Consider the following 13,093-nt stretch of genomic DNA (forward strand, 5'->3'; position numbering starts at 1 on the left):
GGTTCAGGCGCCGCGTCCCGGCCTCAGCGCGCTGTCGAACAGGGCGATGAGCGCCCGCCAGTGGCGCTCGGCGCCTTCCGGATCGTAGACCGGCATGTCGCGCGGGACCCAGCCGTGCTTGAGGCCGCGCCAGATGGAGACGTCGGCGTCCACGCCCGCATCGGACAGCGCCGCCGCGAGGCGCGCGTCCTGCGCCTCGTCGTAGCCCGCGTCCTCGTCGGCGCCCGCCACCAGCACCTTGGCCCTGATGGCGGGCGCGAGGCGGTGCGGGCTCGAGGGATCCTCGGTGGCGAGATTGCCGCCGTGGAACGAGGCCGCCGCCGCGACCCGGTCGGGAAAGGTCCCCGCGGCGCGCAGCGAGATCGCCCCGCCCATGCAGTAGCCGGTGGTCCCCACCTTGCGCGCGTCGGCCTGTGGCTGGCCGTCCAGCCAGTCCAGGAAGGCGCGGGTGTCGGCCATCGACCGTTCGGGGCTGGTCGAGCTGAAGTACCTGTCGCGGAAGGCCTTGCGCGCCTCGGGCGTGCCGAAGATCTCGGCCAGCTTGAAGGGCTCGTAGGGCCCGGCGCGCCAGAACATGTCGGGCAGCAGCACGTAGTAGCCGGCCTGCGCCATCCGCTCGGCCATCTCGAACAGGGCGGGACGGATGGCCGGGCCGTCCATATAGAACAGCACCGCCGGCCACGGTCCCTCGCCGGAGTCGGGTGTGAACACATAGGCCCGCGCGTCGCCCTCGGGCGTCGGGATCGTGACATCCGTCTTCATCGTGGGCCCTCCCGGCGGGGGCGCCAGTCGAACGCCAGCAGCAGCGTGCGCTGGCCGGTGGGACGCCCTGCGTAGTAGCCGAAGTTGTCGTCGGCGATCAGGTAGAAGCGAACGGCGCCATTGGGCCGCGGGACGGCGGCGAGGCCTTCCAGGTTGTCCACCGTCAGCGGCCGGGCGAGCTCGAGCGCATCCACGAGCCGGCCCTGGCGGTCGATGATCCGCAGCTTGACCACGTTGCCGCGCGCGGCCGTGTAGGTCCGCAGCAGGTAGGCGAGGCCGCCGCCCGGCATGTTGTCGAACGCCACCAGGTCGGGGCCCTCCACCGGCAGGTCGCGATCGCGGGCGCAGGTCGTGGAGAGGCGGCAGACGTAGGTGTGCCCGGAACTCTCCAGCCCGACGCGGTAGGCGTCCGCCGCCACCTCGGGCGCGCTGGCGAGGGCTTCCATGCCCTGGTTGTCGACATAGCGGATATCGGGGGCGGGCGCCGGGCGCGGCAGGCCGCCGCCCTTCGGGAACACGAGGATGCGGTCGTGCTGCTCGAAGCTCGCCACCACGTCGCCGGACGGGAGCCGCGCGATGCCCTCGGAGTCGTACTCGCGCTGTCCGCCCGCGAAGAGGTCGAGGCCATCGGGGGCCTTCAGCGAAACCAGCGTCGCCCCCGTCAGGCCGGTCAGACGGCCGCCCGCGTCCAGCACGACCCGGGCTTCCAGCATGTCCGCCTGGTCGCCGATGGCCAGCAGCCGCCCGTCGGCCGAGACCTTCAGGTCCGACATGCCGTGCAGGCGGCTCGTCTGGCGCGACGTGAGCGCGACGCCGCCCGCGTAGACGAATGCGCCGATCCGATCCCGCCTGGGGTCGGTCGGGTCCAGCGGAACGGGCTCGGCGTCGACCTGGATCGCGGCGCCGACGGCCACGGGCCGCTCGGGCAAGGGAGCGATGGGCGCGGCGCAGCCTGCCAACAGCAGGGCGGCGATCAGCCCCGCCGCCGGCCTCAAGCCGTGGCCCTCCGGACTTCCTTGAAGCTGGAGCGCCGCATCGCGCCCCCCTGCGGCCCCTGGGTGTTGGGCGGCGGCGCCAGCAGGTTGGCGTTCTTGCGCGTCAGCTTGCGGATGTCCTCGTCGAACAGGTCGGCGAGCTGTTCCACCATGGCCCCGGCGAGCTGCTCGACATCGACGATGGTGACGGCGTTCTTGTAGTAGCGCGTGACGTCGTGGCCGATGCCGATGGCGATGAGCTGCACCGGGCTCTTGCTCTCGATCTCGGAGATCACCTCGCGCAGGTGGCGCTCCAGGTAGTGGCCCGAGTTCACGCTGAGCGTGGAGTCGTCGACGGGCGCGCCGTCCGAGATCACCAGCAGGATCCGGCGCTGCTCGGGCCGGCCGATGAGCCGGTGGTGCGCCCACATGAGCGCCTCGCCGTCGATGTTCTCCTTCAGCAGGCCTTCCCGCATCATCAGGCCCAGGTTGCGGCGCGAGCGCCGCCAGGGCGCGTCGGCGGCCTTGTAGATGATGTGGCGCAGGTCGTTCAGGCGGCCGGGCTGGGCGGGCTTGCCGGCCTTCAGCCAGTCTTCCCGCGAGGAGCCGCCTTTCCAGGCCCGGGTGGTGAAGCCCAGGATCTCGGTCTTGACGCCGCAGCGCTCGAGGGTGCGCGCCAGGATGTCGGCGCAGACCGCGGCCACCATGATCGGCCGGCCCCGCATCGAGCCCGAGTTGTCGATCAGGATGGTCACCACCGTGTCGCGGAACTCGGTGTCCTCCTCCTGCTTGAAGGAGAGCGGCGCCGTGGGGTCGATGATCACGCGGGTGAGGCGAGCGACGTCGAGGATCCCCTCCTCGAGGTCGAACGTCCACGAGCGGTTCTGCTGCGCCAGCAGTTTCCGCTGCAGCCGGTTCGCCAGCCGCGACACCACGTTCGACACCGAAGCCAGCTGCTGGTCGAGGTAGGCCCGCAGCCGGGTCAGCTCCTCGGGATCGCACAGCTCCTCGGCGGCGACGACCTCGTCATGCGCCGTCGTGAAGACCTTGTAGGTGACCGCACGGTTGTCGCCGCTGGGGTCCGGGCGCGTCGGCTGCTCGCCGTCGCCCATGTCGGGCTGCTCGTCGGTGTCGTCGGCGTCGGGGTTCTCGTCCGACTCCATCATCTGACTTTCCGCGTCGTCGGCCTCGCGCGCGGTCGTCTCGTCCTCGTCCATCGCCGACTGCTGCGGCGACTGGCTTTCCCCGTCGCCGTCATCCTCGCTGTCGGAGGTCTCGGGGTCGCCTTCCTCCTCGCCCTCGCCGTCGTCGGGCTGCTCGGGCGCGTCCGAGAGATCGTCGCCCATGGACAGGTCGCGGATAATCGCCCGGGCGATGCGCGCGAAGGCCTTCTGGTCGTGGATCGAGCCTTCCAGCCGATCCAGGTCCTCCCCGGCCTTGGCCTCGACCTCGCCGCGGAACATGTCGACCAGCGCACGCGCCATCGGCGGCGGCGGCTCGCCCGTCAGCCGCTCCCGCACCATCAGGCTCACCACATCGGCCAGCGGCGGATTCGCCAGCGCCTCGGCCTCGTTGAAGATACGCCGCTGCCAGGCGTGGCTCATGACGGCCTTCAGGTTCTCGCGCACCCCGCCCATGGCGTTGGCGCCGATGGCCTCGATGCGCGCCTGCTCCAGGGCGTCGTAGATCGGCTGGCCGGCGCCCGATGCGGGGCGGGTCTTGGAATGCGCCGCCGGGTCGTGGTGCGCGATGCGCAGCGCCATCTGGTCCGCCAGGCCACGGATGCGGGCGGCGTCCTCGGGCGTCAGGTCGCGCGGCGGATGCGGCAGCACGGCGCGGTTGCCCGACAGCTGAGGCCCCTCGCCCGAGTAGACGATCTCGAGGTCGGGCGTCTCGGCGAGCGAGCGCGCGGCGTGCGCCAGCGCGCGCTTGAAAGGCTCGAGAGGGCTTTCGGGGTTCTTGGCCATGTCTGCCCCGGTCTTAGATCAGGCCTGCCGCCAGGTGAAACAAGGAATTGAGCGCGCGGGGAACAGCGCCGCCATGCCCGCGTTTCGAAGGCCAGCGTTCAACGAGGAGTACCCCATGCTGAAGTGGGCCCTGATCTTCGCCGTGGTGGCCATCGTCGCCGCGGCCCTCGGTTTCGGCGGCATCGCCGGCGCCGCCGCCGGCATCGCCAAGTTCCTGTTCTTCGTGGCCGTGATCGGCTTCCTGATCTTCCTGGCGCTCGGCGTCTTCGCCGGCCGCAAGCTGACCGGCAGGTGACCTGACGCGCGGGGCGGGGCTGCGAGCCCCGCCCCGGCCTGTCATTTGCGGGCCACGTACGCCTTGGCCTGCGCGCCCACGACGTCGACCAGGTTGCCCATGGCGATGTTGGCGTCGATGAGGTGCAGCCCCCAGTCGGCCGAGATCTGACCCCCGGGTCCCGTGATGTCGCCGGCGATCGTGTCGGTGCGCGGATCGGCGGGATCGGCGTTCACGTGCGCCTCGAGGTAGTTGAAGCCGTTCTTCGACACGCACTGTCCCGTGATCAGGCCCGGGACCGCGACGAACGGCGTCTTCGGGTCGGGCTTGCCCTTGACCCACGGCGGATTGGTCTGCGCCGAGTTGGCGATCTGGGCGGCGGTGTTGGACAGGTAGGCCTTCAGCTCGCCCTTGCCGCCCGCAAGGTTGGCGGGGTTCACGCACACGGCTTCCTGCGCGGGGTTCGCCACGCGTCCGAAGCGGCTGTTCGCCGGCGGCGGGATGGTGTCGCGGAAGGTGACGTACGAGATCAGGCATCCGGTCTGGCCGGGGCTCTTGCAGGTCGGGATGGACTTGAAGGCGCCGGTGTCCTTGCCCTTGTCGACGGCGACGTTCGAGCCCAGCAGCAGCGCCGACACCAGCTTGCCCTGCACGGGCTTGCCGTCGATCTCCGCCGCGATCAGCCGCGTGAGCACCCCCGACCCCTGCGAGTGGCCGATGAGGACCACGCCGCGACCCTTGTTCTCGGTGGCGAGGTAGTGGTTCCACGCGTCCAGCACGTCGTTGTAGCCGACCTGGCGGACCGCCGGGTCGGCGGCGCCGGGGAGCGCGCCGCCCGTGACCGCCGCACGCAGGGCGGTCAAGGTGAACTGGCGATAGAGCGGCGCGAAGATCCGGCACTTCGACCCGAACCGGGCGAGCTGGGCGCGCACCACGTTCAGTTCCTCGGCGTTGGCCGTCATGTCCGAAACCACGCCGGGGTCCGTCGACACCGTCGGATAGACGTAGAAGCAGTCGATCGGCGCCTTGGGGTCGGACCTGAACGCCTCGACGGTCGATGACCCGTCGGCCTTGATCACCGTGGTCGTCATGTCCACCGAGCAGGCGTCGCCCGCCTTACCGGGCCAGCAGAGCCACGCGTCCGGCTTGCCGTAGTCGTTCTTCGCGAGCTGCGCTGCGGCGGGCGCCGCCAGCATCGCGCCGGCGATCGCGGTCGCGGCGAACAGTCGAGCGATCATCGTTCCTCTCCCAAGGCGTCTCGTTTTTCGAATATTCCGTACGATGATCGCGCCGTGGACAAGGCGCGTCCAGTCCCCATGACGGCCCGGCAAAGCCTGATAATCTCTCCGGCAGGAGTCGGGGGAGATGCGCATGGGGTCTGAGAAGGCGGCGGGCTGGCCGGCTCGTATCTGGGCGGCGGTCGGCGGTGGGATCGTGGCCCTCATCGGCGTTCTGGTGCTGGGGGGCGGAGCCTGGCTGATCTATCTGCAGGGCTCGCCGTACTACCTGCTGGCCGGTACGGCCGTGACCGCCACGGGCGTGATGCTGGTGCGCCGGCATCCGGCCGCCGGGCTCGTGTACGCCGCCACCCTGCTCGCGACTCTGGCCTGGGGGCTGTGGGAAGCCGGCTTCGCGTTCTGGCCCCTGCTGCCGCGTCTCTTCGCGCCGGGCGTGCTGGGCCTGTTCGTGCTGCTGGTGATCCTGGCCGCGCCGAAGGGGCGGCTCCGCACCCAGTCGGCCCTTGCGGTCGCCGTCCTCTCGCTCGCCTGCATCGGCGCGCTGGCCGCGGCGCTCCCCGCCACCTTCAACTGGGGCCAGGCCGAGAGCCCCGTCCAGGCCCGGACCGCGCCGCCGCGCGCCCCCGCCAGTTCGGACTGGCGCTACTACGGCTACGATCCGGGCGGGTCGCGCTACGCGCCGGTCGATCAGATCAACCGCGAGAACGTGGAGGAGCTCAAGGTCGCCTGGACCTTCCGGACCGGCGAGAAGCCGCAGCGCGGCAACCAGGACCAGAACACGCCGCTGCAGGTGGGCGACATGCTCTACGCCTGCACGCCCACGAACGTGGTGATCGCGCTCGACGCGGACACGGGCCGTGAGAAGTGGCGGCACGACCCGAAGGTGAAGCCGCACTTCTGGCACCGCTGCCGGGGCGTCGCCTACTGGGATGGGACCCAGCCGAAGGTCGCCCAGCGCGCGGACGCCGCCCCCGGCCCGGCGGCCCCCAAGGCGGCCGGAGGGAAGGCGGCCCAGGCGAAGGCGGCCGGGGCGAGCGCGGCCCCGAAGGTGGGCGGGGCTAAGGCTGCGGTCACGACGGCGGCGACTGCGCCCGCCGCCCGGGAGACGCCCCTCTGCCGTCGGCGGATCATCTCGTCGACCATCAACGCCCAGCTGTTCGCCCTCGACGCCGAGACCGGGCAGCGCTGCCCGGGCTTCGGGACCGACGGCATGGTCGACCTCAAGATCGGCATGGGCGCGGTGAAGCGCGCCTTCTACTTCCAGACCTCCATGCCGACCGTGATCGGCGACAATGTGATCATCGGCGGCTGGGTGGCCGACAACCAGGAGCTCAGCGAGCCCTCGGGCGTCGTGCGGGCGTTCAATGTGGTGACGGGCGATCTCGTCTGGGCCTGGGACCTGGGCGATCCGGGCATCAAGAAGCTCCCGCCGGAAGGCAAGACCTATACGCGCGGGACGCCGAACGTCTGGTCGACCCCGGCCTTCGATCCCGACCTGGGTCTCGTCTACCTGCCCACCGGCAACGCCACCCCCGACTACTGGGGCTCGCACCGCTCGGCGGCGGCGGACACCTACTCGTCCTCGGTGGTGGCCCTGGACGCGGCGACCGGCGAATACCGCTGGCACTTCCAGACGGCGCACCACGACGTGTGGGACTGGGACGTCCCCAGCCAGCCGATGCTGATCGATTTCCCGCTCCCGAGCGGCGGATCCGCGCCGGCGCTGGTGCAGCTCACCAAGCGCGGCCAGATCTTCGTGCTCGACCGCCGCAACGGCCGCCCGCTGACCCGCGTGGTCGAGGTGCGCGTGCCGCAGGGCGCGGCGCCCGGGGAGTGGGTCTCGCCCACGCAGCCCTACTCGGTCGACATGCCCACCATCGGGGTGGAGCCGCTAAGCGAGAAGATGATGTGGGGCGCGACGCCGCTGGACCAGCTCGCCTGCCGCATCAAGTTCAAGACGCTCCGCTACGACGGCGACTTCACCCCGCCGGGCGCCAAACAGGCCTCGCTGCAGCATCCCGGCAACGCGGGCGGCATGAACTGGGGTTCAGGCGCCTACGACGCCCGGCGCGGACTCCTGATCGTCAGCGACGTGCGCATGCCCCAGACGGTGCAGCTGAAGCCGCCGCGGCCCGAGAAACGCGCGGTGCTGAACCTCGCCCTCGCCAAGGACCGGCCGCCTCAGTCGAGGAAGGCCGTCGCGTACGAGGCCGACAACAACTGGCTGCTGAGCCCGCTGTTCGCCCCCTGCCTCCAGCCGCCGCACGGGATGGTCACCGCCATCGACCTGAAGACGCGCCAGATCGTCTGGCAGGTGCCGAACGGGACGGCCGAGGCGCAGGCGCCGCTGGGCCTGCAGAGCCACCTGCCGATCCCCATCGGCACGCTCAGCGTCGGCGGAACCATCACCACGGCCGGCGGGGTCTCGTTCAGGGCGGCCTCGACCGATCCGTACCTGCGCGCCTACGACAATGCGACCGGCAAGGTGCTGTGGAAGGCCCGGCTGCCGACCGCCGCGGCGGCGACGCCGATGACCTACGTCTCGCCCAGGACCGGCAAGCAGTACGTGGTGATCTCCGCGGGCGGGGCGCGGCTGGGTCCTGGCGGGCCCGCACCGAGCCAGGACAAGTCCGACTACGTCATCGCCTACGCCTTGCCGTAGTCAGGAACGCCGTCACTCTGGGCAGCGGACGCCCAACGGACGCCCAGCGGGGCCGATCGGGGAAAAATCGGTTCCGATCGGCGGAAGCTCGGTCGCGCTGCGGCGGGCGCGTCACTACCTTTGTCACAGGTGCAGGCTGGCGGGCGGTGACGATGCAAGACGACGTGAACCTGTTCGTGGGCCGCAGGATCCGCCGGCGCCGGCGACTCGTGGACATGACCCAGCAGCAGCTGGGCGCCGCCTGCGGCGTCACCTTCCAGCAGATCCAGAAGTACGAAACCGCCTGCACGCGGCTGTCGGTCGACACCCTGTGGAGGATCGCCCGCGCGCTGGGGGTCGATATCGGATACTTCTTCGAGGGCCTTGGGGATGCGCACGGCGGCAGCCGAGCCCTGGTGACCCGCCAGCCCGACCGCCTGAGCGCCTAGGGCGCGGCCCCGGCCTTCGCGGGCGCGGCCGACTGCGCCCGGTCGGCCTCGCGGCTGCCGCCGAGGATGCCGGGCATGGCGTAGTTCCCCTCGTGGCAGGCGTACTCGTAGACCTGCCCGTCGAGCGCGGCGAACTCGTACTCGCCGCCCCAGGGCTTGTCCCAGACGCTGGGCGCCTCGACCGTGAAGGCATAGGCGAGGCGGTCCTTCGCCACGCGGCGGAAACGCTCGGTGACCTTCAGGTCCTCCCAGGCGCCGAAGAATGCCTGCGACCTGGGGAAGTTGGTGGTCTCCACCACCAGAGTGTCGCCCTCGTACCAGCCCACCGAGTCGCCGAACCACGGCCGCAGGTGCGGCGGCTGATGCTGGCGCGACCCCAGGCGGATCACCCGCGCGTCGTGCACCATCTCGACCACGATGACGACCGCGTCGGTCCCCTGAACGATGGAGTAGTTGTTGTTGTAGAAGCCGTTGGGGAACATGGGCGGGGGGCCGTTGCGCCCGAACGAGGTCAGGCAGCGGTCGGCCAGGCTCATCTCCTCGGGATTGTCGAAGCGCTGCGCGGTCTGCTGGTCCTCGCCGAAGAGCGCGGCGGCGCCGTACTGGTCCAGGTAGTAGGGCGAGCCGGAGAAGGCGCGCATCTGCTGGGCGGTCAGCTTCGAGGCCGCATGCGGCGCGGGGATCTGGCCGTCGGGGGTGGTGATCAGGCTCGTCCGGGGCTCGCCGCGGACGCGCATCACCTGCATGCCGGGGTCGAGGAAGCCGCGATTGTAGCCGCCGACGGTGCCGTCCTGGATCGTGGGCGCGTTGGGATCGGTGCGCTGGTTGCCGCGCTCGACCTGCGCCTGCGCGGCCTGCTCGACCTTGGCGACCTCTTCCGGCGTCATGACCAGCCGTGGCCCGTACTGCGCGGGCCGCGTCTGCGGCGTCATGGTGGCGTTGGTCCAGTTGCCCTCGAGGTCAGGGCGCCGCGCCTCGGCGGCCGCCGAGGCGTCGAGCGCGCCGGCCGCCAGTGCGACCGCGAGCCCCATTCCGATGATCTTCATGCCGCATCCTCCCGGCGCCAGCATCGCGCCGGATGGGACGGTGCGGCAAGCGCCCTCAGGCCACCCGTACGCGCGCCGTGCTCTCCGGCAGGTCCTGGCCGAAGGCGCGCTGGAAGAACTCGGCCACCGTCCCGCGCTCGAGTTCGTCGCACTTGTTGAGGAACGTCATCCGGAACGCGAGGCCGATGTCGCCGCCGAAGATCTCGGCGTTCTGCGCCCAGGTGATCACGGTCCGCGGGCTCATGACCGTCGAGATGTCGCCGTTCATGAAGGCGTTCCGCGTCATGTCCGCGACCCGGACCATGGCGTTGATCGTGCGCTTGCCCTCGGCCGTCTGGTAGCCGGGCGCCTTGGCGAGCACGATCTCGGCTTCAACGTCGTGGCTGAGGTAGTTCAGCGTGGTCACGATGGACCAACGGTCCATCTGCGCCTGATTGATCTGCTGCGTGCCGTGGTAGAGGCCGGTCGTGTCGCCCAGGCCGATGGTGTTCGTCGTGGCGAACAGCCGGAACCAGGGGTTCGAGCGGATCACGCGGTTCTGGTCGAGCAGCGTCAGCTTGCCCGACGCCTCCAGCACGCGCTGGATCACGAACATCACGTCGGGGCGGCCCGCGTCGTATTCGTCGAACACCAGCGCGATCGGCCGCTGGATCGCCCAGGGCAGCATGCCTTCCCGGAACTCGGTGACCTGCTTGCCGTCCTTCAGGACGATGGCGTCCTTGCCGACCAGGTCGATCCGGCTGATGTGGCTGTCCAGGTTCACCCGGATCATCGGCCAGTTCAGGCGGGCGGCCACCTGCTCGATGTGCGTCGACTTGCCGGTGCCGTGATAGCCCTGGACCATCACGCGGCGGTCGCGCGCGAAGCCGGCGCAGATCGCCCGCGTCGTCTCCGGGTCGAACTTGTAGGCCTCGTCGATGTCGGGGACATGCGGGTCGCGCTCGGAGAACGCGGGCACCTTCATGTCGAAGTCGACGCCGAAGGTCGTACGTGCGTCGACCTCCCGGTCCGGCAGGAGCGAGATCAGCTTGTCTTCAGTGGTGTCGAAAGCAGCCATGGCCGGCTCGGATTACAGGCTTGCCGTGACGTACGCAAACGGGTGTTTCATCCTGTGACGCACGACGGGGCCGCCACGGCCGCGCGCGGCGGCGAACGGAGGGGTCGATGGCCGACAATGTCCAGGTCATCCGCGATTTCATCGCCGCCTGGTCGCGGCTGGACGCGGCGGAGCTGGCGGCGTTCTTCACCGAGGACGGCGTCTACCACAACATGCCGGCCCGCCCCGTCGCGGGACGGGCGGCCGTGCAGGGCTTCATCGCCGGCTTCATCCGGGACTGGTCGGCGACCCAGTGGGACGTCCTGAACATCGTCGCCGCCGGCGACGTGGTGATCGCCGAGCGCCTCGACCGCACGCGGCTGGGCGACAAGGGGGTGGACCTTCCGTGCTGCGGGGTGTTCGAAATGCAGGACGGAAAGATCAAGGTCTGGCGCGACTACTTCGACCTGGCGACGTACACACGGGCGCTGGGCGGCTGAGGAGGGATCGTCATGGCGGACGGCGCGGCGGCGAACATCATCCAGGTGCGGCCTGAGCCCAGCGGCTTCGGGGCGGAGGTCACGGGAGTCGACCTGTCGCGGCCGCTGCCGCCGGCGGCCCTGGCGGCGATCCGCGAGGCGTGGAGCGCGCACGCGGTCCTGTCCTTCCCCGACCAGCCGCTCACCCTCGAGCAGCTCGAGGCGTTCACGCTCCAGATGGGCCCCTTCGGCGCGGACCCCTTCATCGCGCCGATGCCCGGACACCCCAACGTGCTGGAGCTGCGCCGCGAGCCGGACGAGAAGGCGCCCAACTTCGGGGGCGGCTGGCATTCGGACTGGAGCTTCCAGCCGGCTCCGCCCTCGGCGACGATCCTGCGCTCGGAGGTGACCCCTCCCGTCGGCGGCGACACGCTGTTCGCGGACGCCGCGCGGGCCTACGACGACCTCTCGGACACCATGAAGGCGATGCTGGCGCCGCTGCGGGCGATCCACTCGGCGACGCGTCCTTACGGGGCGAACGGCATGTTCGCCCGCGAGACCGAGAAGCGGGCCATGACCATCCTGTCCGGTCCGGAGGCCGACAAAACCCATCCGCACCCGCTGGTCCGCACGCATCCGGTGACCGGCCGCAAGGCGCTGTTCGTCAGCCCGACCTACACGGTGGGCGTCGAGGGCCTGACCGAGATGGAGACCGATGCGATCCTCGGGTTCCTCTACAAGCACCTGCTGCAGGACAAGTACCGCTACCGCCACAAGTGGCGGCCCGGGATGCTGCTGATGTGGGACAACCGCTGCACCATGCACTTCGCCGAGGGCGGCTACGACGGCCACCTGCGGGTCATGCACCGCACCACCGTCGCCGGCGACGTCCCGGTCTGAGGGCCGCCGGGAAACCCCGCAGGTCCGGCGCCGGCGGCCTCACTCCGGCTCGCGCCGCTCCTTGAGCGGCAGCAGGCCTGCCAGACTCAGCACGCCTGCGGCGACGAGGTAGTAGCCGACCAATGAGAGGCCTCCGTGGCCCGCCAGGTACTGGGCGGCCATCGGCGCCAGGCCGCCGCCGATGATTCCGCCCACGTTGAACGCCAGCGACGCCCCGGTGTAGCGAACCCGCGCCGGGAAGAGATCGGGCAGGAAGGCGCCCAGGGGGCCGTAGACGAAGCCCATGATGAAGAGCGCCATCGAGAGCCAGGCCCAGATCCAGGCCATCGACCCGGCCTCCATCATCGGCCCCATCAGGAAGCCGATCAGCACCGTGCCCGCGCAGCCGGCCATCAGCACCCAGCGCGGATTGGTGGCGTCCGACCAGTACCCCGCCGCGGCGATCCCGACGGCCAGGAAGGGGATCGCGCCCAGCTGCACGCCCAGGAACTCCGCGCGTCCATACCCGAGGGTGGTGGTGCCGTAGCCGAGGGTGAAGGCGGTCGACAGATAGAAGATCGCGAAACAGGCGACGACGGCGAACGTCCCGCCCAGCAGGGCCCCCGGGTGACGCTTCAACGCCTCGGCCATGGGCACGTGGCTGGCCTCCCGCTCGGCCATCGCCTTCTGGAACGCCGGCGTCTCGCCGATCTTCAGGCGGACCCACAGGCCGAGCGCCACGAGGATCGCGCTGGCCAGGAAGGGCAGCCGCCAGCCCCACGCCTGGAAGTCCTCGGCGGTCAGCCAAAGTCCGAGCAGCAGGAAGAGCCCGTTCGACGCGATGAATCCCACCGGCGCCCCGAACTGCGGGAACATGCCGAAGCGGGCCCGCCAGCCCGGCGGAGCGTTCTCGACGGCCAGGAGGGCCGCCCCGCCCCACTCGCCGCCCAGCCCGAAGCCCTGGCCGAAACGCAGCAGACACAGGAGCGCCGGGGCGATCCAGCCGGCCACCGCGTAGGTGGGCAGGAAGGCGATCAGGAGGGTCGACAGGCCCATGGTCAGCAGCGAGGCCACCAGCGTCGACTTCCGCCCGATGCGGTCCCCGAAGTGCCCGAAGAACGCCGCGCCCACCGGACGCGCGAAGAACGCCACCGCAAAGGTCGCGTAGCTCTGCAGCAGCTGGGCAGAGGGTGACGAGTTGGGGAAGAACAGCTGGGGGAACACCAGCGCGGCGGCGGTGCCGTAGATGTAGAAGTCGTAGAACTCCACCGCCGTGCCGGCGAGACTCGCCCCCAGCACCCTTCGGTTCGAAGCGCTCCCCGCGCCGATGACGGTCGTGCTCACAGCC

The 13,093-nt window shown here is 70.7% G+C and carries 12 protein-coding genes; 5 read left to right on the forward strand and 7 right to left on the reverse strand.

Features of this window, described 5'->3' with window-relative positions:
- Window positions 1-3: 3 nt before the first annotated feature.
- Genes AC2D8W_RS06525 through cobT form a run of 3 tightly spaced genes read right to left on the reverse strand, consistent with a single transcriptional unit; the run spans window position 4 to window position 3,703 of the window.
- On the reverse strand, window positions 4-762 hold the full coding sequence (locus tag AC2D8W_RS06525) for a dienelactone hydrolase family protein (RefSeq protein WP_484670852.1): 759 nt from the start codon (window positions 760-762) through the stop codon (window positions 4-6).
- Window positions 759-1,757 carry an esterase-like activity of phytase family protein gene (locus AC2D8W_RS06530; protein ID WP_484670853.1) on the reverse strand — a complete coding sequence of 333 codons (999 nt, stop codon included), beginning with the start codon at window positions 1,755-1,757 and terminating at the stop codon, window positions 759-761. The genes AC2D8W_RS06525 and AC2D8W_RS06530 overlap by 4 nt, the downstream gene beginning before the upstream one ends.
- Window positions 1,754-3,703, reverse strand: coding sequence for a cobaltochelatase subunit CobT (gene cobT, locus AC2D8W_RS06535; RefSeq protein ID WP_293480462.1), 1,950 nt, complete (start codon window positions 3,701-3,703; stop codon window positions 1,754-1,756). The genes AC2D8W_RS06530 and cobT overlap by 4 nt, the downstream gene beginning before the upstream one ends.
- 115 nt (window positions 3,704-3,818) lie before the next feature.
- Here cobT and AC2D8W_RS06540 point away from each other — a divergent pair, with 115 nt between their 5' ends.
- Window positions 3,819-3,998: a DUF1328 family protein gene (locus AC2D8W_RS06540; RefSeq protein ID WP_293480460.1), complete on the forward strand. Its 180-nt coding sequence runs from the start codon at window positions 3,819-3,821 to the stop codon at window positions 3,996-3,998.
- A gap of 41 nt (window positions 3,999-4,039) precedes the next feature.
- Here the strand turns inward: AC2D8W_RS06540 and AC2D8W_RS06545 are convergent, their stop codons facing one another.
- The gene (locus AC2D8W_RS06545; protein ID WP_484670854.1) at window positions 4,040-5,215 is read right to left on the reverse strand and encodes a DUF3089 domain-containing protein; all 1,176 of its coding nucleotides are present in this window, start codon (window positions 5,213-5,215) and stop codon (window positions 4,040-4,042) included.
- A 133-nt stretch (window positions 5,216-5,348) separates the two neighbouring features.
- Here AC2D8W_RS06545 and AC2D8W_RS06550 point away from each other — a divergent pair, with 133 nt between their 5' ends.
- On the forward strand, window positions 5,349-7,877 hold the full coding sequence (locus AC2D8W_RS06550; RefSeq protein ID WP_484670855.1) for a membrane-bound PQQ-dependent dehydrogenase, glucose/quinate/shikimate family: 2,529 nt from the start codon (window positions 5,349-5,351) through the stop codon (window positions 7,875-7,877).
- Window positions 7,878-8,029: 152 nt separating this feature from the next.
- Entirely contained in the window at window positions 8,030-8,305 is a 276-nt protein-coding gene (locus tag AC2D8W_RS06555) for a helix-turn-helix domain-containing protein (RefSeq protein WP_484670856.1), read from the forward strand.
- On the opposite strand, the gene AC2D8W_RS06560 is transcribed toward AC2D8W_RS06555, so the two are convergent.
- Together AC2D8W_RS06560 and cobS are read right to left on the reverse strand one after the other, a co-directional pair.
- The gene (locus tag AC2D8W_RS06560) at window positions 8,302-9,351 is read right to left on the reverse strand and encodes a hypothetical protein (RefSeq protein ID WP_484670857.1); all 1,050 of its coding nucleotides are present in this window, start codon (window positions 9,349-9,351) and stop codon (window positions 8,302-8,304) included. The two genes, AC2D8W_RS06555 and AC2D8W_RS06560, sit on opposite strands and share 4 nt — an antisense overlap.
- A 55-nt stretch (window positions 9,352-9,406) precedes the next feature.
- A complete protein-coding gene (gene cobS, locus AC2D8W_RS06565; protein ID WP_293480474.1) occupies window positions 9,407-10,408 on the reverse strand; it encodes a cobaltochelatase subunit CobS in 1,002 nt (333 codons plus the stop codon).
- Window positions 10,409-10,515: 107 nt separating this feature from the next.
- Here cobS and AC2D8W_RS06570 point away from each other — a divergent pair, with 107 nt between their 5' ends.
- On the forward strand, window positions 10,516-10,887 hold the full coding sequence (locus tag AC2D8W_RS06570; RefSeq protein ID WP_484670858.1) for a limonene-1,2-epoxide hydrolase family protein: 372 nt from the start codon (window positions 10,516-10,518) through the stop codon (window positions 10,885-10,887).
- A 12-nt stretch (window positions 10,888-10,899) separates the two neighbouring features.
- Window positions 10,900-11,766, forward strand: a complete 867-nt coding sequence (locus tag AC2D8W_RS06575; protein WP_484670859.1) for a TauD/TfdA dioxygenase family protein — start codon at window positions 10,900-10,902, stop codon at window positions 11,764-11,766.
- 39 nt (window positions 11,767-11,805) lie between these two features.
- On the opposite strand, the gene AC2D8W_RS06580 is transcribed toward AC2D8W_RS06575, so the two are convergent.
- The gene (locus AC2D8W_RS06580; protein WP_293480480.1) at window positions 11,806-13,089 is read right to left on the reverse strand and encodes an MFS transporter; all 1,284 of its coding nucleotides are present in this window, start codon (window positions 13,087-13,089) and stop codon (window positions 11,806-11,808) included.
- Window positions 13,090-13,093 lie beyond the last annotated feature (4 nt).

The organism is Phenylobacterium sp. T106, assembly GCF_057219735.1.